Genomic DNA, 23,278 nt, shown 5'->3' on the forward strand with positions numbered 1-23,278 from the left:
ACATGCTCAAGCCCCAACCGCGGATCAATGCCTTGAACCAACCCTTCTGGCAGGGCTGCAACGACGGCCGCCTGATGATCCAGTATTGCGGCGCGTGCCGCCGCCACGTGTTCTATCCGCGCGTATGTTGCCCATTCTGCCGCGAAGACGGCCTGCAATGGGTGCCGGCCAGCGGGCGCGGGAAAGTGATCTCGCATACCACCGTGCGCCGCACCCATCACGACGGCTTCAATGCGGAGGCGCCGTATGTGTTCGCCGCCATCGAGCTGGAAGAGGGGCCTTGCCTCTACGGCCAGTTGCCGGGCGCGCCGACCGAAGGCGCGTCCCTGATCGGCCAGGCGGTGCTGGCCACCTTCGTCGAGCACGGGCCGGGCCAGAAGATCGCGGCCTTCCGCCTGGCTTGAGGCGCAACCCTTTCCGGTAGATCCTCCATGACCGATTTCCATGCCTGCTCCGCCTTGCGCGGGGATTTTCCCGCCAGTTCGCGGATGCTGTACCTGGACACCGCCCACCAGTCGCCGCTGGCCGGCAGCGTGCGCCAGGCGCTGGAGGCCTTCTACCAGGAGGCCAGCGACTACGGCGGCCCCAAGCCGGTCTGGCTTGAACGGGTGGAGCGGGTGCGCGCCCGCGCCGCGGCCTTCCTCGGCGCGCGGGCCGACGAGCTCGCGTTCACCAAGAACACCTCGGAAGGCCTGAACATCGCGGCCAATGCCATCGATTTCGCCCCGGGCGACAACGTGCTGCTGATCGAGGGCGACCACCCCAACAACGCCTATGCCTGGCTGAACCTGAAGCGGCGCGGGGTGGACGTGCGCTTCGTCAGGCTGGAAGGGGGCGTGGCCGACGCCGCCTTGTTCGCGCCGCGCGTGGATGCGCGCACCCGGGCCATCTCGCTGTCCCACGTCACCTTCCATGCCGGCCATCGCCACGACGTCGCCGACATCGGGCGGCTGTGCCGCGAGCGCGGGATCTATCTGGTGGTGGATGCGATGCAGTCGGTCGGCGTGCTGCCGGTCGACGTGAAGGCAATGGGCGTGTCCATGCTGGCCGCCGGCTGCCACAAGGGGCTGCTGGTGCCGCAAGGGCTGGGCCTGCTGTACGTGGACGCGGCGCTGACCGAGCTGCGGCCGGTCTACCTTGCCACGGCGGGGCTGGCCCGCCCGCCGGCCGATCTGATCGCCGACCCCGACGACCTGGCCTTGCGCGAGGATGCCGGCCGTTTCGAGATCGGCAACTACAACCTGGCGGACATCCACGCCCTGGATGCCGCGCTGGATCTCATCGACAGCGTGGGCGTCGCCAATATCGAGCGCCACGTGCTGGCGCTGGGCGACCGACTGATCGAACGCATGGACGCGCTCGGCGTGGGCCTGGTGGGCCCGCGCGAGCGCAGCCGCCGCGCGCACATCTACGTGCTGGACCTGCCCGCCGAACGATGGACGGGCTACCTGGCGCAGCAGGGCGTGCGCGTTTCGCCGGAACGCGACGGCGTGCGCGTATCGTTCGGCGTCTTCAATACCCCGGACGACGTCGATCGCGTCGCCGGGATCATCGCCGCCGGCTTGCAGGCGCCGGCGTCGGCTTGAACAGGGGTGCCGCCTGCCATGCTAATTGCCCGGTCCCGAGGCCAGGCTTCACACAAGGGGTATGACATGAAAAACAGCACGTTCTCCCGCTACGCCACCGCCTGCGCGCTGGCGCTGGGCCTGTCGTCCGCCTGGGCCCAGGACACGGGGTCCACCTTGCAGAAGATCAAGGAAACCGGAGCGGTGACGCTGGGCTACCGCGAATCCTCCGTGCCTTTCTCGTTCCTGGACGGCCAGCAGAAGCCGGTGGGCTTTTCGCTGGACCTGTGCGCGGCCATCGTCGACCGCATCAAGCAGCAGCTGGGCCTGTCCAGCCTGGCGGTCAAGCAGGTGGCAGTGAATTCCTCCAACCGCATCCCGCTGGTGGTCAACGGCACCGTGGACATCGAATGCGGCGGCACGGCCAACAATCTGGCGCGCCAGAAGCAGGTGTCCTTTTCGGTGGCCACCTTCGCCAGCCAGCCGCGTTGGCTGGTGCGCGCCGATTCAGGCCTGAAGCAGCCGGCCGATCTCAAGGGCAAGACGGTGGTGGTCACCCAGGGCTCGAACGCCGTGGGGTTCGTGCGCGCCGCCAACGACAAGGAAAAGCTGGGCATGAACGTGATCCAGGCCAAGGACCACGGCGAATCCATGCTGACCCTGAGCAACGGGCGCGCCGTCGCCTTCCTGGAGGACGACATCCTGCTGGCCGGCGAGCGCGCCAATTCGCGAGATCCGGCGGCCTTCGTCTTCCTGGAGGGCGGCTACGATCCGGGCTACTACGGCCTGATGTTCAAGAAGGACGACGCGCCCTTCAAGGCCCTGGTGGACGGCGTGCTGACGGGAATGATGAAGGACGGCTCCTTCGAGCAGGCCTACCGCAAGTGGTTCGAATCGCCCATTCCGCCGCGCAACGTCAACCTGAGTTTCCCGATTCCCGAACGGCTGCGCGAGCGGATCACTTCGCCCAGCGACAAAGTCGATTTTTGACGACGGCGGGGCGGCCATGTTCAGCGTGCTATTCGAGGAAGTGCCGGAAGGCGGCGAGCGTTATCTGGATTGGCTGATGACCGGACTGGGCTGGACGCTGTTCCTGGCCTTGGCGGGATGGGCGATCGCCTTCGCGCTGGGCCTGGCGGTGGGTTGCGCGCGCACCGCGCGCAACCGGCTGATCGCGGCGTTGGCGCGGATCTACGTGGAGGTGTTCCGCAACATTCCGGTGATCGTGCAGATGTTCGTCTGGTACTTCGTCGTGCCGGAGCTGCTGCCCCGCGCCTGGGGCGACGCGATCAAGGCCGTTCCGCCGCCCTGGGGCAGCGTCATTCCCGCGCTGCTGGGGCTGGCGCTGTACACGGCGGCGCGCGTGGCCGAGCAGGTCAAGGCCGGGATCGAAGCGCTGCCGCCGGGCCAGCGCCAGGCCGCCGAGGCGCTGGGCATGCGCAGCCTGCAGGTCTACCGCCTGGTGCTGTTGCCGCAGGCGTTGCGCATCATCATTCCCACCCTCACCAGCGAGGTCATGGGCATTTTCAAGAACAGTTCGGTGGCGCTGACCATCGGCGTGCTGGAACTGACGGCCCAGGCGCGCCAGATCAATGAATTCACCTTCCAGACCTTTCAGGCCTTCGGCGCCGCGACGCTGCTGTACCTGCTGCTGGCCTGCCTGGTGTACGTCTGCATGCGCGTGATCGAGGGCCGGCTGCGCATTCCGGGGCAGCAGGCCGAGGCCGCGCCGGGCGGCCGGACGCGCAGCCTGATGCGTTGGCGCAAATCGCTCAAGGAGGTGTGACGGCCATGAACAGCTTCGACTTCGGCGCCATCGAGCGCGCCGCGCCCTATCTGCTGGAAGGCCTGGGCTTTTCGCTGCAGTTGACCGTCAGCAGTTTCGTCGGCGGGCTGGTGCTGGGCGTGGCGCTGGCGCTGGCGCGCCACCTGCGCGTGCCGGTGCTGGCGCCGCTGGCCACCGCCTACATCACCCTGATGCGCGCCATCCCGCTCATCATGGTGCTGTTCTGGTTTTTCTTCCTGGTGCCCATGCTGCTCATGTGGGCTACCGGCGCGGCGCGGCCGGTGCCGGTCGGGCCGGTGTACACCGCCTTCATCACGTTCGCGATGTTCGAGGCGGCCTATTACGCCGAGATCATCCGGGCAGGCCTCAATGCCGTGCCCAAAGGGCAGTACGAGGCCTGCCGGGCGTTGTCCATGTCCACGGCCAAGACCTACTGGCTGGTCATCCTGCCGCAGGTGCTGCGCTCGGTCAGCCCCATCCTGCTGACCCAGACCATCATCCTGTTCCAGGATACCTCCCTGGTCTACGTGCTTTCGATCACCGACATGCTGGGCGCGGCCTCGAAAATCGCGCAGCGCGACGCCAGCCTGGTGGAAATGTACCTGACCATCGCCGCGACCTACCTGCTGATTTGCGTGCTGGCCTCGCAGGCCGTCGCCTATCTGCGCAAGCGCAATACCCCGGCCGCGCACGCCTGAGCGCGCCGGCCCCACCAGGAGAACGATCATGACCCCGATCAGCGCCACGCCCGCCGTCCAGCTGCGCCGGCTGAACAAGCACTACGGCGAGTTCCACGTCCTGAAGAACATCGACCTGGAGGTGGCCCAGGGCGAGCGCGTCATCGTCTGCGGGCCCTCGGGCTCGGGCAAGTCCACCATGATCCGCTGCGTCAACGGGCTGGAAAGCTACACCGACGGCGAAGTCATGGTGCTGGGCCACGCCCTGGCCCAGGCGGGCGCGGCGCTGTCGCGCGCCCGGCAGGAGGTGGGCATGGTGTTCCAGAGCTTCAATCTGTTTCCCCACCTGACGGTACTGGAGAACTGCATGCTGGCGCCGGTGCACTGCCAGGGCGTGTCGCGCGCCGAAGCCCGCGAGCGCGCCTCGCATTACCTGGACCGGGTGCGCATCGCCAACCAGGCGGGCAAGTATCCGGGCCAGCTGTCCGGCGGGCAGCAACAGCGGGTGGCGATCGCCCGGGCGCTCTGCATGCGTCCCAAGGTGATGCTGTTCGACGAGCCGACCTCGGCCCTGGACCCCGAGATGGTCAAGGAAGTGCTCGACACCATGCTGTCGCTCGCGGCCGACGGCATGACGATGATCTGCGTGACCCACGAAATGGGCTTTGCGCGCCAGGTCGCGGACCGGGTGGTTTTCATGGACGAAGGGCAGGTGGTGGAGCAGGGCTGCCCCGGCCAGCTCTTCGATGCCCCGGTCCATGCGCGCACCCGGCGCTTCCTGGATCAGGTGGTGCATTGACCGGAACCGGGGCCCCCGGGCCGGAAGGCCGGCGCGGGCGAAGGCGTCGAGGCCATTGCCGGGGCCGTCCGCGAGGTTGACGGCCGGGTCGCCCAGGGCGGCGCCGTGCTAGATTCAGGAACCGTCCCTATCCTGCCGCCATCATGCCTCCACACCCCGAATCCGCGCCGGCCGACGCCGGCAACCGGAAGCCGGCCGCCGCCGGGTTCGCGCTCGACCCGGCGCGCACGGCGCTGCTGGTCATGCACTATCAGACGGACATCATGGCGCTGTTCCCGGCGGTGGCGCCCACGCTCCTGGCCAAGACCCGCGCGCTTTGCGAGGCGGCGCGGCGCAAGGGCGTCGCCGTGTATTTCGCCCGGATCGGCTTCGGCCAGGGCTACCCGGAAGTCAGTCCGCTGAACAAGAACGGGCAGGGCATCAAGCGGCTGGGCCTGTTCGTGGACGACGAAATTTCCCCGGAACTCGGCAGGCGGGCCGACGAGCCGCTGATCCTGGCGCATCGCGCCAGCGTGTTCTTCGGCACCGACCTGGAGCTGCGGCTGTCGGCGGCGGGGGTGGATACGCTGGTGATGGCGGGCATCGCGTCCACGGGCGTGATGCTGTCGTCGATCGCCTATGCCAGCGACGCCGATTTCCGGCTCTACACAGTCAAGGATTGCTGCTACGACCCCGATCCGGTCGTGCACGAGCATCTGTTCGCGACGGCGTTCGAGTCCCGCAGCACGGTGCTGTCGCAGGCCGAGGCGCTGTCCTTGCTGGCCTAGGGCCTTTGACTGCGCAAGGACCCTTTAGCGTGAACAGGCCCTAGCCGGCGGGGCGGGCCTGCTCCGAGGCCAGGTAGGCGTCGCGCGAGGGCACGAGGTGATTGCGGCAGACGGCCATGAGCGCGTCGCGGTCGCCGTCGCGCAGCGCGTGGATCAGGGCCCAGTGCTCCTGGCGGGACCGCTCGCGGTAGGCGGCCGAGGTCAGCGAACCGAAGCGGATGGGATGAGTGCGGCGCGCGTATTCCTCGATGGCCTGGCCCAGCACCGCGTTGTCCAGCAGGCTGAAGAACTCGTGATGGAAACGCTGGTTGCTGCGGAACACGCGGCGCGCGTCGCCGTCGGCGACGGCGGCATCGTGCTCGCGCTGCACGGCCACCAGCGCCGCCAGCCGCGCCTGCGGCACGGGCAGCGGCATGAGGCTGGCGGCATGCACTTCCAGCACCTCGCGCAGGGCGTAGAGCTCCAGGACCTCGCGCGCGGAAAAGGCGCGCACCACGGCGCCCACGTTGCGCTTTTTCTCGACCACGCCCAGCAGCTCCAGGTCGGCCAGGACCTGCCTGACGACGTGGCGCTTCATCGAGAAGCGCGCCATCAGGTCGTCTTCGGTCAGCCGTTCGCGGGGATGCAGCCGGCCGAAGACGATGTCTTCCTCCACGGCCGCTACGGCGGCCTGCACCGCGTCGGGCGCCTGGGCGGGAAGGACTTCGGGCGAGATGGCGTTCATGGGCGGGCGCCTATTTCTTCGGCACGGTGTCGCGGGTGACGCCGGCGCGCAGGAAGTCGAAATCGACGCCCTGGTCGGCCTGGGTCACGGTCTGCAGGAACAGCTTGCGGTAGCCGCGTTCGGCGACGGGCCGGCTGATGGGCTGGGCCTCGGCGCGGCGCGCCAGTTCGGCGTCGTCCACCAGCAGGGCGATTTCGCGGCGGGCCACCGACAGGCGGATGCGGTCGCCGTTGCGGACGTAGGCCAGCGGGCCGCCGATGGCGGCTTCGGGAGTGACGTGCAGCACGATGGTGCCCGCCGCCGTGCCGCTCATGCGGCCGTCGGAGATGCGCACCATGTCCTTCACGCCGGCGCGCGCCAGCTTCTTGGGAATGGGCATGTAGCCGGCTTCCGGCATGCCGGGCGCGCCGGTGGGGCCGATGCGCTTGAGCACCAGGATGTCTTCGGCGGCGACGTCGAGCGCCTCGTCGTCGATGCGCTTCGCCATGTCCTCGGCGTCCTCGAATACCACGGCGCGGCCCTCGTGCTCCATCAGCGCGGCGTTCGCCGCCGACTGCTTGATGATGGCCCCGCCCGGCGCCAGGTTGCCGCGCAGCACGGCCAGGCCGCCCACCGGGTAGATGGGCGAGGCCGCCGTGCGGATGACGTCCTGCGCGAAGGCGGGAGGCGCGTCGTCGAGCTCTTCGCCCAGGGTGCGCCCGGACACGGTGAGCGCGTCCAGGTGCAGGTAGGGGCGCAGTTCGCGCAGCAGCGCCGGCATGCCCCCGGCATGGTGGAAGTCTTCCATGTAGTGCTGGCCCGAGGGCTTCAGGTCCACCAGCACGGGCGTCTCGCGGCTGATGCGGTCCAGCCCGGCCAGGTCGATGTCGATGCCCAGGCGGCCGGCGATGGCCGTGAGGTGGACGATGCCGTTGGTGGACCCGCCGATGGCCAGCAGCACGCGCAAGGCGTTCTCGATGGACTTGCCCGTCAGGATGCGGTCGGGGGTCAGGCGCGAGGCGGCCATGGCCACGGCGGTGGCGCCGGTTTTCTCGGCCACGCGCACGCGGTCGGCGGTGACGGCTGGCGCCGAGGCTCCGCCCGCCACCATCATGCCCAGGGCTTCGGTGATGCAGGCCATGGTGCTGGCGGTGCCCATGACGGAACAGGTGCCGACGCTGGCCACCAACTGGTTGTTAACGTCCGCGATCTCCTCGGCGTCGATTTCTTCGGCGCGGTAGCGGCCCCAGTAGCGGCGGCAGTCGGTGCAGGCGCCCACGCGTTCGCCGCGGTGCGAGCCGGTCAGCATGGATCCGGTGACCAGCTGGATCGCGGGCACGCCGGCGGACGCCGCGCCCATCAGTTGGGCGGGCACGGTCTTGTCGCAGCCGCCGATCAGCACCACGGCGTCCATGGGCTGGGCGCGGATCATTTCCTCGGTGTCCATCGACATGAGGTTGCGCAGGTACATGCTGGTGGGCTGCGAGAAACTCTCGTGCACCGAAATGGTGGGGAAGTCCATCGGCAGGCCGCCGGCCAGCATCACGCCGCGCTTGACCGCTTCGATCAGCTGCGGGGCATTGCCATGGCAGGGGTTGTAGCTGCTGCCGGTGTTGACGATGCCGATGATGGGGCGCGACAGGGCGTCGTCGGTGTAGCCGGCGCCCTTGATGAACGCCTTGCGCAGGAAGAGCGAAAAGCCGGTGTCGCCATAGTTGGTGAGGCCGCGGGCCACGCCGCGCGCGGCCGCGCCCGCGCTGTCGAAAGGCCCGGGGGCCGGCTTGCCGTGCTTGGTCTCGTCCGTCATTTTCGCTCTCGATAATATTATTGATAATCGGGTGGCTGCATCATATCCAGCCTTTGAAAGCGGGGGCAAGCGCTTTGTTCGGCCGGTTTAATTGATCTTTATTCTCTATCAGTCGATAGAAAAATTCTGATTCTTCAATCAAGCAGCTGATCCTACACTGGCGCGGTTGACGAGCCGGGCGTCCCTTTCATTCCTATACCCACCCCGGCAGGAGACCTACATGTCAGACCTGCGTCTGCGGCCGCGTCGCGCCGTGCTGTTTTCCCTGCTGGCGTTGTGCGCCGGCGTTTCCGCTCCGGCCCTGGCCGCCGATGCCTATCCCGACAAGCCCATCCGCCTGATCGTTCCCTATCCTCCGGGCGGGGCGACCGACGTGATCGGCCGCGTGCTGGCGCAGGAGCTGACGGGCGCGCTGGGCCAGACGGTGGTGGTGGAGAACCGCGCGGGCGCGGCCGGCAACATCGGCGCGGACCAGGTCGCCAAGGCGCCGGCCGACGGCTACACGCTGCTGATGGGCGCGCTGACCAGCCATTCCATCAACGCGGCGCTGTACCGCGGCCGCGTCACCTATGACGTGGAGAAGAGTTTCGCGCCCGTCTCCATCGTCGGCACGGTGCCGCTGGTGTTCGTGGTGAACCCGTCGGTGCAGGCGAAGACGCTGGCGGAGTTCATCGCGCTGGCCAAGTCCAAGCCGGGCTTCATCACGATGGCTTCGGCCGGCAACGGCTCGCCGCAGCACCTGGCCGGCGAGATGTTCAAGCGCACGGCCGGCGTGGACGTGTTGCACGTGCCCTACAAGGGCAGCGGCCCGGCCATGACCGACCTGATGGGCGGGCAGGTGCTGAGCATGATCGAAACCGTGCCGGCGGCCCAGGCCAACATCAAGGCGGGCAAGCTGCGCGCGCTGGCGGTGACCTCGCCGCAGCGCGTGGACGCGCTGCCCGACGTGCCCACGGCGGCCGAGGCCGGGCTGAAGGACTTCGAGGTGAGCTCGATGTTCGGCATCGTGGCGCCGGCCAATACGCCGGCGCCGGTGGTGGACCGCCTGAACGGCGAACTGAAGAAGATCCTGGCCAAGCCCGACGTGAAGGCGTCGCTTCTGGCCCAGGGCGCGATCGCCACCTGGACCACGCCGGCCGATGCCGGCGCCCGCGTGTCGGCGGAACTGGCCCGCTGGACCAAGGTGATCGACGAGGCCGGCGTCAAGGGCGACTGAGCGCCTGCGCGCGCCGAGGTTGCGCCTTTGCCTCACCCGCCGGAAGTTCCGCGAGGAATTTCCGGCGCCGTTGTTTGCGCGCGGCTGTCTCGGGCGCGCAACAAGGCTTGCGCGAAAGCCCGCGCGCGCGCGTCAAATCGATTGCGCTTTCGCAGGGACTCCGCGCCGCCGCGGTGCGTGGGTGCAATATTCCGCAATAAACGTCTGTCGGCCCTTCACGGGGAGGTTGACCCCGAATTGACTAGGCCGTAATGTACTTTGCGGGCCATCCTAGGACGGCAGGGGGATACCACAATGACAGAGAACCAGGACGAAAGATCGATCCTGTACGCGCATTTCGGTACGCATAGCCCGTATTGGCGACTCGCCGCCGATAGCGATGCATTCGAACTGGCGGCGGTGAAGGGCGCAGCCAACATCGCCATGGCGCTAAGGCCGGAACAGGCCGCGGCCATACGCGCGTTGACGGGCATTACATCCAGCGTGCGCATCGACATCGCGCTGTACGGCGACATGTTGCGCCTGCATCTGGTCGGCCGCAAGATCAATCCGAACGAATGGGCAGGCACGGCCTCCGCCCATTCCGATACCGAATCCGTCGCCAAGGACCTGGTCGAAGGGCTGTCCTTCGCCGAGACCGTGGTGTCCGAAGCCAATTCGGTCATCGTCATCGTCGACCAGAACGGCCGCGTGCAGCGCTTCAACAAGCTGAGCGAGGAATACACCGGCAAGCGCGAGCAGGACATCGTCGGCCGCAGCGTGTTCGAGATGTTCATGACGCGCGAAGAGGCCGTCGCCTCCCGCCGCAACATCGCCGAGTTCTACAAGCGCGGCCAGTCGTACGAAGCCGAACGGGTGATCAACACGGTCAAGGGCCCGCGGCTGTTCCTGTTCCGCAACAAGTTCGTCACCAGCGGCAGCGGCGAGAAGCGCGTCTACCTGATCTGCTCGGGCACCGACATCACGGAAGAGCGCCAGGCGCAGGAACGCCTGCGCGTGCTGGCCAACACCGACATGTTGACCAACCTGCCCAACCGCCACGCGATCACGACGCGGCTGAAGGCGGCGCTGGCGGCCGGCCCGGACGCGCGGGGTGGCGTGCTGTTCCTGGACCTGGACAATTTCAAGCGCATCAACGACCACTACGGCCACGGCTTCGGCGACCACCTGCTCAAGGCCGTGGCGGTGGCCATTTCGGCCTGCCTGTCGGAAGGGCAGACGCTGGCGCGCCTGGGCGGCGACGAATTCATCGTGCTGCAGGAGGCGGCCCAGCCCTGGGAACTGGAAGCCACCGCCCAACGCATCATCGAGCGCCTGCGCGAGCCGTTCCGCCAGGGGCTGATCGAGGTCTACACCAGTTGCTCCATCGGCATCGCCATGTATCCCGACCATGGCGCCGACCTGGACAGCGTGGTGCGCAGCGCCGACATCGCCATGTACGTGGCCAAGGAAGCGGGGCGCCATACCTACCGCGTGTTCCAGCCCGACATGGACCGCCGCAACGCCGACTACGTCTGGCTGGACACCAATCTGCGCAAGGCCCTGGCCGAAGACCACCTGATGCTGTACTACCAGCCCAAGCTGGCCGGCCGCACCGGCGAGGTGGACGGCGTGGAAGCCCTGGTCCGCTGGCGCTCGCCCGAGCGCGGCATGGTCTGCCCGGGCGCCTTCATTCCTTACGCGGAAGAATCCGGCCTGATCTCGCCCTTGGGCGTGTGGGTCATGCGCGAAGCCGCGAGGCAGGCGGCCGCCTGGAAGCGCGACGGGCTCAACATCCGGATCGCCATCAACATGTCGGCGCGTCAGCTGAACGACAAGGGGGTGGTCAGCGAATTCATGCGCGCGATCAGCGACGCCAGCCTGGATCCCTGCCAGCTGGATATCGAACTCACCGAGAGCTGCCTGATCGACGACGAAGACGCCGCCATCGAGCTCATCAAGCAGTTCCGGCAGCTGGGCGCGCGCGTCCACCTGGACGACTTCGGCACCGGCTATTCGTCGCTGTCGCAACTGGCCCGCATTCCGCTGGACGCGATCAAGCTGGACGCCAGCTTCGTGCGCGGCGTGAACGAGAACCCGGTTTCGCAGGCGCTGGCGCGCGCCATCGTCGCGGTGGCGCGCACGCTGGAATTGAAGGTGATCGCCGAAGGCGTCGAAACCACGGAAGAGGCTGTGTTCGTGGACACGCTGGGCGTGGACGCCAAGCAAGGCTATCTCTACGCCAAGCCCATGCCGGCGGCGGAGTTCACCGCCTGGCTGACCCAGCGTCGCCGGCTGCATCTGATCGCCTGACGCAGCCGGCGCGCGGCGGGGATCAGTGCATGGTGGCTTCCATCGTCGCGTCGGCCGTGACGGCGCTGCGGCGGTTCTGCGCGATCACCAGGCGCTCCATGTAGGCGCGGTCCTTGGGGTCTATCGAGAAGGCGGCCTCGACCCAGTCCTCGGTGATGTCCATCAGTTCGGAGCGCGGCAGGCTCAGCACGCGCTGGCGCGCGCGCAGCATGGCGCGCATGCCGTTGAGCTTGGGCCGCAGCGTGTCGATGAACGTGCGCGTGGCCTTGTAGGCGTCGCCCGGCTCGAACAGCACGTCCACCAGGCCCCTGGCGTGGAACCATTCGGCGGTATGGGACTCGCCCGTGCCTATCAGTTCCTCGGCCAGCTTCATGCCGGAGCGCCGGGCCACCAGCGAATAGCCGCCCATCCCCGGGAAGAGGTTGAACGCCATTTCGGGGAAGCCCATGCGGGCGCTGTTCTGGGCCAGCACGAAATGGTGCGCCAGCGCGGCCTCGAAGCCGCCGCCCAGCGCGGTGCCTTCGATCATGGCCAGCGAAATCGCGCCGGTGTCGAAGCCCCGCGTGGCGGCATGCACGCAATCCACGCAAGCCCGGGCATAGGCCCGCAGGGCCTCGCGCTTGCCGGTGCGGATGGCTTCCGCGAAGAAATTGAGATCCCCGCCGACGTTGTAGATCTGGGGCACCAGCGAGCCCGTGACCCAGAAGTCGATGGGCAGGCCGGAGTCCTTGGCGGCGCGAGCCAGGGTCATGATCTCGTCGATCAGTTCGTGATTAAAGCATGGGCGCGGCTGCGCCCGGAGCATCATCCACATGACTCGACGTCCCTCCTCGTAAAACGCGGAGATCTGTTTCAGATTGCCTGCTGCGGTGAAGGGGTGGCAGTCCGGATGAATGAGTTGATTCATTTGCTTTCGTCCAATCGATCAAGGTGAGTCGGAGTACTGCGGCTTCAGCCTAATACAGACCTTCCGGCCTCCGTCTCATGCAAACCTCATGCGACTGGCCAGACTTGTCCGTAGGTCAAAGGCCGGAGCGATCGATGGAAAAAATGGCGGCGCGTCCGCGCCCGCTCAACCCATCAGGCGAGGGGCGTCTGGGTAGAACGGATGAGGACGCACGCAAACTCGCGGCTGTCCGGGCGACGCGCCGCGCGCCCGGCGGGGCGCGCGGGCTCATGCGTAGGGAGGAGGGAGAGCGGCCCGCAAGCGAAGCGCGGCAAGCGCCACGGGTGCCGGGCCGGGCGGGAGGAACCCGGTTTTCGGGTTCAGGCGACGCCGCCGTTGGCGCGCAGGATCTGGCCGTTGACCCAACCGGCGTCGGGGCTTGCCAGGAACGACACCACGCCCGAAATGTCCTCGGGCTGGCCCAGGCGTTCCAGGGGCGGCAGCTTGGCGTAGTGCTCGATCAGTTCCGGGCTCTTGCCTTTCATGAACAGTTCCGTCGCCACCGGGCCCGGCGCCACCGCGTTCACGGTGATGCGGCGTCCGCGCAGTTCTTTGGCGAATACCTGGGTCAGGCCTTCCACCGCCGCCTTGCTGGCGATGTAGACGGAGTAGCCCGGCAGGTTGAGCGCGACGGTGGTGCTCGACACGTTGATGATGCTGCCGCCGTCGGCCAGACGGGCGGCCGCCTCGCGCAGCGTGTTGAAGGTGCCGCGGGTATTGATGCCGAAGGTCCGCTCGAACAGCTCGTCGCTGGTTTCGGCCAGCGATTTCATTTCCAGGATGCCGGCGCTGTTGACCAGCACGTCGACGCGGCCCAGCCCGGCTTCGACCTGATCGAACATGGCGCGCACTTCCGCGGAGCGGGATACGTCGGCGCGCACCGCCATGGCGCGGCCGCCGGCCTGGCGGATGCCGGCGACCAGCGCGTCGGCCTCGGCCGCGCTGGAGGCATAGTTGACGGCGACGGCGTAGCCGTCGCGGGCGAGCCGGCCGACGATGGCGGCGCCGATGCCGCGCGATCCGCCGGTGACCAGGGCGATGCGTTGCGGGGCGGGGGGGCTCATGGCGTTTCTCCTTGGGGAATAGGGGTGAAACGAATCATGGACTATTTCGCGAAAAAGATAATTACTCTATATTCGCTAACATAATTTCATTTGCGTTAATAATGAGAGCGCCATGGACCGTTTCGAGGAAATGCGGGTATTCGTGCGCATCGCCGAGCGGGGCAGCTTTTCCAAGGCGGCCGAAGACCTGCGGATACCGCGCCCCACGGTCACCAACCTGATCAAGCGGATGGAAGCGCGCCTGGGCGCGCGGCTGCTGGAGCGCACCACCCGCCAGGTGCGGCTGACGAACGACGGCGAGGCCCACTACCGGCGCTGCCTGCGGCTGCTCGCGGACCTGGAAGAGGCCGACGGCGCCTTCCTGGACACCGCGCCCAAGGGCCTGCTGCGCGTCAATGCGCAGGGCACGCTGGCGCGCTTCTTCGTCATGCCCGGCCTGCCGGGCTTCCTGGAACGCTATCCCGACATCGTGCTGCATCTGGGCGAGGACGACCGCCTGGTCGACCTGGTGCGCGAAGGCGTGGATTGCGTGTTGCGCACGGGCGCGCTGCAGGATTCCTCGCTGGTCGGGCGGCAGATCGCCCTGATGCCGCAGGTGACCGTGGCCAGCCCCGCCTATCTGGCGCGCCACGGGGAGCCGACGCGCCTGGAGGACCTGGAAGGGCACCGCGCCGTGGACTACCTGTCCAGCGCGACGGGGCGCAGCATGCCGCTGGATTTCATGGTCGAGGGGCGCAACGTGCAGCTGCGGCCCCGCGCCGCGGTCAGCGTCACGGGCGCCGAGCTCTATACCGGCGCCGCGCTGGCGGGGCTGGGGCTGATCCAGGTGCCGCGCTACCGCATCGAGCGCGAGCTGGCGGCCGGCGAGCTCAGGATCGTGCTGCCCGACATGCCGCCCGCGCCCATGCCGGTGTCGGTGCTGTACCCGCAGAACCGCCAGGTGTCGGCCCGGGTGCGCGTGTTCACGCAGTGGCTGGCGGAGGTCATTGCCCCCGCCTTCGCTCAGACGATCCCGGTCAGGTAGTACACCGCGATCGCCAGGAACACCGACAGGGTCGATATCAGGGTGATGGCGAAGATGTCGCCGTAGGACTGGCGATGGGTCAGGCCGGTCACGGCCAGCAAGGTGATCACCGCGCCGTTGTGGGGCAGGGTGTCCATGCCGCCGCTCGCCATGGCGGCGATCCGGTGCAGCACCTCCATCGGGATGCCGGCGGCGTTGGCGCTGTCGATGAAGGTCTGGGCCATGGCGGCCAGGGCGATGCTCATGCCGCCCGAGGCCGAGCCCGTAATGCCGGCCAGCGAGGTCACGGCCACGGCTTCGCCCACCAGCGGGTCGGGAATGGCCTTGAGCGCGTCGGCCACCAGCAGGAAGCCCGGCAGCGCGGCGATGACGCCGCCGAAGCCATACTCGGCCGCGGTGTTCATGGAGGCCAGCAGCGCGCCCGATACCGCGCTCTTGCTGCCCTCGGCGAAGTGCGTCTTGATGGCCCGGAACGAGAACAGCAGGATGGTGAAGATGCCCGCGATCAGCGCGCCCATGACCGCCCACAGCGCGACCTGGTCCTCGGCGTTGACCGGCATGGGCTTGGCCAGGCCCGGCAGCGCCACCTCGGAGCCGGCCGGATACCAGCCCGGGATCCAGCGCGTCAGCAGGTAGTTGGCCACGCCCACCACCACCAGCGGCAGCAGCGCGACCAGCGGGTGGTGGTCGCGTTCGCTCGGCGGCGTGGCCGGCTCGTTGCGCAGGTCCGTGCCGTAGGACTCGCCGGCCGCGGCCGCGCGCTTGCGGCGCCATTCCAGGTAGGCGATGCCCGTCGTCAGCGTGAAGGCGGCCCCGATCAGGCCCAGCCACGGCGCGGCCCAGGTGGTGGTTTCGAAGAAGGTGGTGGGGATGATGTTCTGGATCTGCGGCGTGCCGGGCAGGGCCGTCATCGTGAAGGTGAACGCGCCCAGCGCGATCGCGCCGGGCATCAGGCGCTTCGGGATGCCGCCCTGGCGGAACATTTCGGCGGCGAAGGGATACACCGCGAACACCACCACGAAAAGCGAAACGCCGCCGTAGGTCAGCACCGCGCAGACCAGCACGATGGCCATGATGGCGCGCTCGGCGCCGATCAGGCGCAGCACGGCCTGCACGATGGCGCGCGAAAAGCCCGACAGCTCGATGAGCTTGCCGAACACCGCGCCCAGCAGGAAGACGGGGAAGTAGAGCTTGGCGAAACCCGCCATGCGCTCCATGAAGATGCCCGAGAAGACCGGCGCCAGCGCCGACGGGTCCGTCAACAGCACGGCGCCCATCGCCGCGATGGGCGCGCACAGGATCACGCTATAGCCTCGATACGCCGCCAGCATCAGAAACGCCAGCGCCGCCACCACGATGAACAATCCGGTCATTCGGTGCTCCAGGAATGATGAGATAAGGGGTGAGGGGCTACACCATACCTCATCGAGCCGACGCTCTTGACGCGCGGCCGGGCACCGCGGGGGGTCAAGGGTCGAGGAGCGCCTGCGCCTGGGCGGCGATATTCAGGTCGACCGCGGCGTCGTCGCCGTCTTCCAGGTACCAGACGGCCGAGAGCCCGCACCAGGCCACCACCCACTGCAGCAGCCGGCGGCGGTCCAGCCCGGCCTGCGCCGCCACGATCTCCAGCCGCCGCTCGAAGCGGCCGGGCACCACGGCCACCGGGGGATTCGGGTCGGTCAGGTCGGGGTTGCAGAAGATGTTGGCATAGTCGAACGCGCGTTCGCCGTGCAGCCGCTTGGGATCGATCACCAGCCAGCCGCGCTCGCCGAAGTCCAGGATGTTGTCGTGGTGCGCGTCGCCATGCAGCACCGCCAGGTCCTGCTGGTTGTCGAGCAGGGCCCGGGCGTGGCGGGCGCTGTGCGCCAGGAGCCCGCCGCGGGCGCGGGCGGCCGGCCACAGGTCCGCGAACCAGGATTCCAGCGGGCGCAGCGCCGGCAGGGGCGCGGCGCGCGGGGCATGCAGCGCCCGCAGCACGTCGCAGATGATGCGGGTGGCTTCGTCGTCCCGGCCGTTGCGGGCGTATTCGGCCAGCGAGCGCGCGCCGGTGGCGCGTTCCAGCAGGATGGCCTCGTCGTCGTGCGCCAGCACCCGTGCCGCGCCGTCGCCGTCCCACCAGCGCATCAGCACGCCGCCTTGCTTCTCGTCTTCTTCGTGCGAGACCTTGAGCATGGCGGGCTGGCCCTCGTGCAGCACGGGAAGCAGCCGCGCCGCGTGGGTGACGATGGGGGCGCCGTCGGGCGCCAGCTTCCAGCGGGAGAGATAGGTATCGAACATGGGCGTGTCGGCGGGGTCTCGGATGCGGGCGATAGGCGCCGGCGGGGATGCAATGTGCCTTGATGATAGTCTTGCGCCTGCGTGAACGCGGAAATTATCCTGCAACCCATTTGCGCGCAAGGCCAATCCGGAGGGCCAGCGCAGCAACCGGCTGGCGCTGACCCGCAAGGGGCGGCGGATACACGACCGCATCACCCCGATCGCCGCCAACCTGGAAGAGGCAGCCGCTAGCCGCGGCGCAGTGGCGCCGGGTCGGAGCGGCGCGGCAACAGCCAGGTGATCGCCGCCGCCACCGCATTGCCCGCCGCGCTGGCGACGATGGGCAGCAGGTAGGAGCCGCTGAGGTCGTACGCATGGCCCGCCGCCACCGGGCCGATCAGCGTGCCGAACGCCACGCTGGTGTAGAGCGTGCCGATGATGCCGCTGACGTGGCGGCCGCCGAAGTAATCCATGACCACCGCGGGCATCAGTGCCACCCAGCCGCCATAGAAGGCGCCGAAGACCAGGGCGAACAACGCCAGTGTCCAGAACTGGCCGCAAGCGCCCCATATCGCCAGCGACGCGGCCATGCCGGCATACATCGTGGCGAGCGAGGCGCGCCGGCCCAGGCGGTCGGCCAGCGTGCCCAACAGGAACCGGCCCGCCGTGCTGCCCACGCCCACCATGCCCAGCAACAGCGCGGCCAGTCCTGGCGCGATGCCATGATCCAAGGCATACGGGATGAGATGCACGAAGGGCACGAAGACGCCGAAGGCGCCGGCCATGCTTGCCAGGTACAGCAGGACGAAGACCTTGCTGCGGATGGCTGCGAGCGCCGGCACGCTGGACAGTGTGGATGCCCGCGCTGCGCAAGCCGCGGGCGCGGCGTCGCCGTCGGGTTGCAGTCCACGGTCCTGCGGCGAGTTTTCAACCCAGCGCGCCGCGGCGCAGCCCAGGACCGCCACCGCAGCGGCCAGCGCCATATAGGCGACGCGCCAGCCCCACTGGTCGATCAACGCCGAGGCGAGCGGCGGCACCAGCAGCGTGCCCACGCCGATTCCGCTGACCGCCAGCCCCGAGGCCAGTCCGCGCCGGCGCAGGAACCAGCGCTGCACTGCGCCTACTACCGGCACGTAGGCGCAGCCCACGCCCAGCCCGACGCCCAGGCCGTAGGCCAGGTAGATCTGCGTCATGTTCCGGGCGGCGCTGGCAAGTGCCAGGCCCAGCGCCACCAGCGCCATGCCTATCCATGCCATGCGGCGCGAGCCGTAACGATCCGCCAGCGGACCGCTGACCACGCCGAAGCCGAAGTACAGGAAGCCCGCCAGCGAGAACACCAGCGATACCGCGCCGCGCGTGGCGGAGAAGTCGCGCTGCAGGGCGTCGACGAATGCGCTGAATGAATAGGCGCTGCCAAATCCCAGCAAGGTGACGGCGAAGGCAGCGGCTACCACCCGCCAGCCGTGGAAGATCCGGCTGGCGGTGGGCTGGGCGGCGCCGGTTGGTGCATGCATCTTCATCGTCGACCTCACAACGCCGGCCGGCGCAGGTGCCAGCTTGTCGCCGCCTGGAAGGCGGCGCCCAGCCTGAACAGCACAGGCTCGCCCAACTGGGCCGCCGCCAGTTGCAGGCCCATCGGCATGCCGGCTTCGCACTGGCCGGCGGGCAGCGTCAGGCAGGGATGACCCGTCATGTCGAACACGCAGGTATAGCGTTGCAAGGCTTCGACCAGCCCCGGCTGCGCGCCCAGCACGCTGATGGCGTCCAGGGTGAGTGGCGGCATGGGCTGTACCGGCATCAGCAGCGCGTCGACGTGGGCGAATACGGCGTCGATCCGGCCGCGCATGGCCAGGCGGCGCAACAGGATGTCTTGGTAGGCCTGGCCCGGCAGCGCGCGACCTTTTTCGATCACGCTGGCCAGCACCGGTCCGTATTCCTGCTTGCGGGAGGGATAGGTGGATGCGTGCGCAACCGCGGCTTCCACCGCGCAGAGCGGTGCCCAGTCACGCACTGCCTGCGCCGCTTCCTCGGACGGGAAGCGCAGCGGCACCAGGGTCGCGCCCAGCTGTTCGAAGACCCGCATCGCGGCCTCCATCATGCGCCGAGTTTGCGGATCCACGTCCCTGGCGTTCCAGTCCGGATCCACGCCGACCCGCAGGCCGCCAACCGGGGCTTCGGTCTGCGCGGTGTAGCGCGGAACCGGCGCCTGCAGCGCGGTCGGATCCTTCGCGTCGGCTCCGGCGATCGTTTCGAGCAGCGCCGCAGCGTCGGCCGCGCTGCGCGCCATCACGCCGACATGATCCAGCGAGGCCGCCAGTTCGAATACGCCGTGGCGGCTGACGCGGCCCCAGGTTGGCTTGATGCCGGTCAGCCCGGTGGCGGCGCAGGGCCAGCGGATGGAGCCGCCGGTGTCCGAGGCGGTCGCGCCGAAGCACAGGCCGGCGGCCGTCGCCACCGCCGCTCCGCTGGATGAGATGCCGGTCCAGTAATCCGCGTTCCAGGGGTTAAGCGGCGGCGCGACGTCGGGGTGATGATCGGAGTATGCGCCCTCGGTCATCTGCAGTTGCCCGAGCAGCACGGCGCCCGCATCGCGCAGGCGGCCGACTACCGTGGCGTCGTGGTCGGCGGGCGTGCCGCGGTGGATCGCGGTGCCGGCGGCCATCGGCACGCCCTTGCGCCGGAACAGGTCCTTCAGCGCGATGGGGACGCCATGCACGGGGCCCCGGTAGCAACCCTGGCGTATCTCCCTTTCCGCGGTCTGCGCTTCCTGCAGCGCGGAGGCCGCGGTCACATGAGCATAGCTGCGTAGGTCTCCGTCCAGGGTCGCGATGCGCCGCAGTTGCGCGCGCGTGATCTCCACCGGCGAGACCTGGCCCGACCGGATCAGGGCGGCGAGCGCAAGCAGGTCGAGTTGGAGGAGGCCGGCGGCCTTGATATCTTCCGTATAGTTCATCTATTCTTTATTCATCATGATTTCGTCACAGACCCATTCAAATTAATATCTATGCGGCGTGCGGACAAACCATGATTTCTATTTAATTTGAATTAGAAAAACTAAATCATCAAGCGCTATGGACATGACCAGCCCGCGACTGCCGCCGCTCAACGCGCTGCGTGCCTTCGAGGCCGCGGCCCGCCATTTGTCCGTGAAAGATGCAGCGCGGGAACTGTGCGTGACACCCGGCGCGGTCAGCCAGATGATCAAGTCGCTGGAGCAGCACCTGGGCGTGGCGCTGTTCCTGCGCGTGAACCGCGGCATCCAGCTGACGGACGCCGGGCGCGATTTCCTGCCGCCGGTGCGCAGCGCCTTCCGCCAGATCCTGGCCGCATCCGCCCGCATCGCCCTGCCGCCTGAGAGCCGCGTGCTCACGGTCAGCACCACCGCGTTCTTCGCGTCGGCCTGGCTGATCCCCAGGCTGTATGACTTCCATGCCCGCCATCCGGAGATCGACCTGCAGGTCGTCACCGGCAACGCGCTGGCGGCCTTCGGCCCGGGCGGCGCGGACGTCGCGATCCGCCACGGATTGGGCCGCTACGCCGGACTGCAAAGCGAACACCTGCTAACCGTGGAAGTCGTGCCGGTGGCATCGGCCGCTCTCGCGGCGAAGCTGGGCATGCCGGCCGGCGCGCGGGACTTGTTGCGCTGGCCGCGCGTGCATGACGAAGCGCGCAACGGCTGGCAACTGTGGTTCGCGGCGCAGGGCGTGGATGACGCGGGCATGCCGCGAGGGCCCGCCTTTGATGACGGCAGCCTGCTGCTACAGGCCGTGGCCGCGGGTCAGGGCGCCGGCCTGCTGCCCGTGGCGATGGTGCAGGACGAAGTGGCGGCCGGACGCCTGGTCCGGCTGGCCGGCGACGCCAGGCTGGAGGAGTTCGCCTATTACCTGGTATGGCCGGGCAGGGGCGCCTTGCCGGAGAAGGCGCGGGTGTTCCGGGATTGGCTGCTGGAAAGCAGCTTGGGGGCGCCTGCCTGAAGCGCTAGGGCGCGGCGATCGATAGCGAGGCCGCCTTGCGAGCCAGCTCCGCCACGCCGAAGCTCGTGGCCAGCGCATGTCCCTCCAGCTCGGCCAGCGGCACCCAGCGGGCGTCGCTGGCGTCGTCGCCCGCGACCGGCTCGCCGGATTGCCAGCGGCACAGCACCGCGATCAGGATGAAATGGCGGCGCAGGGCGCCGGCCGCGTCGCGGTCGAAGACGTCCACCGCGTCGAATACCCGCAGCGGCTCGGCGCGCACGCCCGTTTCTTCGAGCAGTTCGCGCGCGACGGCGGCTTCGAGACGCTCGCCCGCCTCGATCTTGCCGCCGGGAAACGCCCAGCAGCCCGCGTCCGGCGGGTTGGCGCGGCGCACCAGCAGCACACGGCCGTCGCGCACCACGGCGGCGATCGTGGCGGGGAGGGGGCGCTGCGGCGGGGAATCGGTCATGCGGGGCTCTTTGGGATGGGGACAGGCCCTAGCGTACGCCAGCCGCGCCTTAGCGCAAATCCCCGTAGTGCCGCGTCCCGTCCCTGGTGCACACTGTCGCCTCGCGCCGACACGAGCGCATGGGATTGAAATCAGGGGTTGCAGCATGGACACACCGGACCGGCAGTTGCGCTATTTCTTGCGGATCGCCGAATTGAAATCGCTGTCGCGGGCCGCCGAGGACCTGGACCAGACGCAGTCCGGATTGAGCCGGCAGCTGGCCGCGCTGGAAGCGCACGTGGGCAAGCCGCTGTTCACCCGCACCGGCCGCGGGGTCGAGCTGACCGAGGCCGGCGCGCGGCTGCTGGACGGTATCCTGCCGGCCTACCGCAGCATCGACCGCGCGCTGGAGGCCGTGCGCCAGCGCGAGGGCGTGACCCAGGGCACCGTCAGGCTGGCGACCGTGCATACGCTGAGCTATTACTTCATGGCGGAGGTGGTGGCCAGCTTCGTCAGCAGCCATGAACACGTGAACCTCTCCGTCATGGGCCGCAGCTCGCCGGAAGTGGTGGCGCTGGTGGAGGCGGGCAAGGCGGACGTGGGCTTCGTCTACGATTCGGCGGTGGCCTCCGACAACCTGGCCTCGACCACGCTGTTCGACGACGATATGTGCCTCATCGTGCTGGCCGACCAGCCCCTGATGGACAACGTCGACCTGGCCGCCATGAACTTGCGGCTGGTGGGGTTCCCGCCGCACTACGCGCTGCGCAAGATGATCCACAGCGCGGGGCTGGAGCCCGAATTCGTGGCCGAAGCCGAGACCATCGACGCCATGCTGAAGCTGGTGTCCTCGGGCGTGGGCGCCTGTATCCTGCCGTCGCGTATCCCCGACAAGCTGCTCAACGAGTACGGCCTGCGCAAGATCCGCGTCCACAGCCCGATCCTGCGGCGGCGCGTGGTCGCGATCACCCTGGCGAACCGCCAGCCGCTGCCGCTGGTGAGCGAATTGCTGGCCAGCGCGCACCGCATCGCTCGGCATTAACCCTTAGTCCCCCCAGGGCGGGGCCCGCTGAATAGCAGCTATGAGCCTGGCTGCATGGCTCTTGGGCGCCGCGGTTTCCATACTGTGCGGACTTCGCGCGGCGCCCGTCGGCGCCGAACGCGCAAGCACAACCAAGGGGAAGCCATGAGCACCGCATTACGAGAGAAATCCTATTTCGACAGCCGCGCCACGCAGGAAATGGCGCGGCACCTGCAGGCCGTGCCGCGCAGCATCCAGGAGACCATGGCCTATGCCTGTCGCATCCTGGCGATGACCGAGCAGGAGGCCGGGCTGGCCGGGCAGATCAGCATGCGTTCGGCGCGTCCGGGCGCGTACTGGACGCTGCGCTTCGGCCTGGGCTTCGACGAGGCCACCCCGGCGGACTTCATCGAGGTGGACCGCGACCTGAACACGCTCACGGGCGAGGGCATGGCCAACCCGGCCACGCGCTTTCACCTGTGGGTCTACGAGGCGCGCCCCGACGTGCAATCCATCATCCACACGCACTCGCCCTGGGCCTCGGCGCTGGCCGCCGCGCGCCAGCCGCTGGTGATCTCGCAGATGGACATGACGCCGCTGCACGACGACTGCGCCTTCCTGGGCGAATGGCCGGGCGTGCCCATCGCCGACCAGGAGGGCGTCATCATCTCCGGCGCCCTGGGCAGCAAGCGGGCCATCATCCTGGCCCACCACGGCTACCTGACGGCCGGCAAGTCCTGCGAAGAGGCGACCTACCTGTCGGTCTACCTGGAACGCGCGGCCCGCATGCAGATCCGCGCGCAGGCGTTCGGGCCGCTCACGCCCGTGGACGACGAGCTGGCGCGCGAGGCGCACGACTATCTGCTCAAGCCCTCGATCGTCAACGCGACGTTCAACTACTGGGCGCGGCAGACGCACGGCGTCGCGCCCCTGCCGCTACCCGCCGCCTGACGC

Annotated in this window: 22 protein-coding genes; 13 read left to right on the forward strand and 9 right to left on the reverse strand. The window is 68.6% G+C overall.

The window, feature by feature from the left end:
- The first annotated feature begins 2 nt into the window (after nucleotides 1–2).
- From ADE01S_RS04985 to ADE01S_RS05015, 7 genes are all read left to right on the forward strand, one after another.
- Entirely contained in the window at nucleotides 3–404 is a 402-nt protein-coding gene (locus ADE01S_RS04985; protein ID WP_062680366.1) for a Zn-ribbon domain-containing OB-fold protein, read from the forward strand.
- Between the two features lie 27 nt (nucleotides 405–431).
- Nucleotides 432–1,586, forward strand: coding sequence for an aminotransferase class V-fold PLP-dependent enzyme (locus tag ADE01S_RS04990; RefSeq protein ID WP_062680367.1), 1,155 nt, complete (start codon nucleotides 432–434; stop codon nucleotides 1,584–1,586).
- A gap of 66 nt (nucleotides 1,587–1,652) precedes the next feature.
- Nucleotides 1,653–2,555, forward strand: a complete 903-nt coding sequence (locus ADE01S_RS04995) for a transporter substrate-binding domain-containing protein (protein WP_062680368.1) — start codon at nucleotides 1,653–1,655, stop codon at nucleotides 2,553–2,555.
- A 16-nt stretch (nucleotides 2,556–2,571) separates the two neighbouring features.
- Nucleotides 2,572–3,351, forward strand: coding sequence for an amino acid ABC transporter permease (locus tag ADE01S_RS05000; protein WP_062680369.1), 780 nt, complete (start codon nucleotides 2,572–2,574; stop codon nucleotides 3,349–3,351).
- Nucleotides 3,352–3,356: 5 nt separating this feature from the next.
- Nucleotides 3,357–4,049, forward strand: coding sequence for an amino acid ABC transporter permease (locus ADE01S_RS05005; RefSeq protein WP_062680370.1), 693 nt, complete (start codon nucleotides 3,357–3,359; stop codon nucleotides 4,047–4,049).
- Nucleotides 4,050–4,077: 28 nt separating this feature from the next.
- On the forward strand, nucleotides 4,078–4,827 hold the full coding sequence (locus tag ADE01S_RS05010; protein WP_075873431.1) for an amino acid ABC transporter ATP-binding protein: 750 nt from the start codon (nucleotides 4,078–4,080) through the stop codon (nucleotides 4,825–4,827).
- Between the two features lie 143 nt (nucleotides 4,828–4,970).
- Nucleotides 4,971–5,594, forward strand: a complete 624-nt coding sequence (locus tag ADE01S_RS05015) for a cysteine hydrolase family protein (RefSeq protein WP_062680372.1) — start codon at nucleotides 4,971–4,973, stop codon at nucleotides 5,592–5,594.
- 40 nt (nucleotides 5,595–5,634) lie between these two features.
- Here the strand turns inward: ADE01S_RS05015 and ADE01S_RS05020 are convergent, their stop codons facing one another.
- A complete protein-coding gene (locus ADE01S_RS05020; RefSeq protein ID WP_062680373.1) occupies nucleotides 5,635–6,318 on the reverse strand; it encodes a GntR family transcriptional regulator in 684 nt (227 codons plus the stop codon).
- A 10-nt stretch (nucleotides 6,319–6,328) separates the two neighbouring features.
- Entirely contained in the window at nucleotides 6,329–8,104 is a 1,776-nt protein-coding gene (locus tag ADE01S_RS05025; RefSeq protein WP_062680374.1) for an IlvD/Edd family dehydratase, read from the reverse strand.
- Between the two features lie 220 nt (nucleotides 8,105–8,324).
- Between ADE01S_RS05025 and ADE01S_RS05030 the strand changes: the two genes are divergently transcribed.
- The gene (locus tag ADE01S_RS05030) at nucleotides 8,325–9,320 is read left to right on the forward strand and encodes a Bug family tripartite tricarboxylate transporter substrate binding protein (protein WP_062680375.1); all 996 of its coding nucleotides are present in this window, start codon (nucleotides 8,325–8,327) and stop codon (nucleotides 9,318–9,320) included.
- A 294-nt stretch (nucleotides 9,321–9,614) separates the two neighbouring features.
- Entirely contained in the window at nucleotides 9,615–11,612 is a 1,998-nt protein-coding gene (pdeR, locus tag ADE01S_RS05035) for a cyclic di-GMP phosphodiesterase (protein WP_062680376.1), read from the forward strand.
- Between the two features lie 22 nt (nucleotides 11,613–11,634).
- On the opposite strand, the gene ADE01S_RS05040 is transcribed toward pdeR, so the two are convergent.
- Together ADE01S_RS05040 and ADE01S_RS05045 are read right to left on the reverse strand one after the other, a co-directional pair.
- Complete coding sequence (locus ADE01S_RS05040; RefSeq protein ID WP_062680377.1) at nucleotides 11,635–12,519, reverse strand: crotonase/enoyl-CoA hydratase family protein; 885 nt, start codon at nucleotides 12,517–12,519, stop codon at nucleotides 11,635–11,637.
- A gap of 359 nt (nucleotides 12,520–12,878) precedes the next feature.
- Nucleotides 12,879–13,622, reverse strand: coding sequence for an SDR family oxidoreductase (locus ADE01S_RS05045; RefSeq protein WP_062680378.1), 744 nt, complete (start codon nucleotides 13,620–13,622; stop codon nucleotides 12,879–12,881).
- 112 nt (nucleotides 13,623–13,734) lie between these two features.
- On the opposite strand from ADE01S_RS05045, the gene ADE01S_RS05050 reads away from it, so the two are divergent.
- Nucleotides 13,735–14,646 carry a LysR family transcriptional regulator gene (locus ADE01S_RS05050; RefSeq protein ID WP_062680379.1) on the forward strand — a complete coding sequence of 304 codons (912 nt, stop codon included), beginning with the start codon at nucleotides 13,735–13,737 and terminating at the stop codon, nucleotides 14,644–14,646.
- Here the strand turns inward: ADE01S_RS05050 and ADE01S_RS05055 are convergent.
- The 4 genes from ADE01S_RS05055 to ADE01S_RS05070 all read right to left on the reverse strand — a co-directional run bounded on the left by ADE01S_RS05055 (nucleotide 14,625) and on the right by ADE01S_RS05070 (nucleotide 19,855).
- Nucleotides 14,625–16,019 (reverse strand): GntP family permease, encoded by a 1,395-nt coding sequence (locus tag ADE01S_RS05055; RefSeq protein ID WP_062680380.1) that lies wholly within the window; start codon nucleotides 16,017–16,019, stop codon nucleotides 14,625–14,627. The genes ADE01S_RS05050 and ADE01S_RS05055 overlap by 22 nt on opposite strands.
- A gap of 94 nt (nucleotides 16,020–16,113) precedes the next feature.
- Nucleotides 16,114–16,923, reverse strand: a complete 810-nt coding sequence (locus tag ADE01S_RS05060) for an aminoglycoside phosphotransferase family protein (protein ID WP_062680381.1) — start codon at nucleotides 16,921–16,923, stop codon at nucleotides 16,114–16,116.
- 227 nt (nucleotides 16,924–17,150) lie between these two features.
- Nucleotides 17,151–18,422, reverse strand: a complete 1,272-nt coding sequence (locus ADE01S_RS05065) for an MFS transporter (RefSeq protein WP_062680382.1) — start codon at nucleotides 18,420–18,422, stop codon at nucleotides 17,151–17,153.
- Nucleotides 18,423–18,430: 8 nt separating this feature from the next.
- A complete protein-coding gene (locus tag ADE01S_RS05070) occupies nucleotides 18,431–19,855 on the reverse strand; it encodes an amidase (RefSeq protein ID WP_062680383.1) in 1,425 nt (474 codons plus the stop codon).
- A gap of 124 nt (nucleotides 19,856–19,979) precedes the next feature.
- On the opposite strand from ADE01S_RS05070, the gene ADE01S_RS05075 reads away from it, so the two are divergent.
- Nucleotides 19,980–20,876: a LysR substrate-binding domain-containing protein gene (locus tag ADE01S_RS05075; RefSeq protein ID WP_062680510.1), complete on the forward strand. Its 897-nt coding sequence runs from the start codon at nucleotides 19,980–19,982 to the stop codon at nucleotides 20,874–20,876.
- Between the two features lie 4 nt (nucleotides 20,877–20,880).
- Here the strand turns inward: ADE01S_RS05075 and ADE01S_RS05080 are convergent, their stop codons facing one another.
- Nucleotides 20,881–21,324 carry an NUDIX hydrolase gene (locus tag ADE01S_RS05080; protein ID WP_062680384.1) on the reverse strand — a complete coding sequence of 148 codons (444 nt, stop codon included), beginning with the start codon at nucleotides 21,322–21,324 and terminating at the stop codon, nucleotides 20,881–20,883.
- 145 nt (nucleotides 21,325–21,469) lie between these two features.
- Between ADE01S_RS05080 and ADE01S_RS05085 the strand changes: the two genes are divergently transcribed.
- A complete protein-coding gene (locus ADE01S_RS05085; RefSeq protein WP_062680385.1) occupies nucleotides 21,470–22,345 on the forward strand; it encodes a LysR family transcriptional regulator in 876 nt (291 codons plus the stop codon).
- Nucleotides 22,346–22,489: 144 nt separating this feature from the next.
- Nucleotides 22,490–23,275 (forward strand): aldolase, encoded by a 786-nt coding sequence (locus ADE01S_RS05090; protein WP_062680386.1) that lies wholly within the window; start codon nucleotides 22,490–22,492, stop codon nucleotides 23,273–23,275.
- Nucleotides 23,276–23,278 lie beyond the last annotated feature (3 nt).

This window comes from Achromobacter denitrificans NBRC 15125 (genome assembly GCF_001571365.1).
GTDB classification, from domain to species: Bacteria; Pseudomonadota; Gammaproteobacteria; order Burkholderiales; family Burkholderiaceae_B; genus Achromobacter; species Achromobacter denitrificans.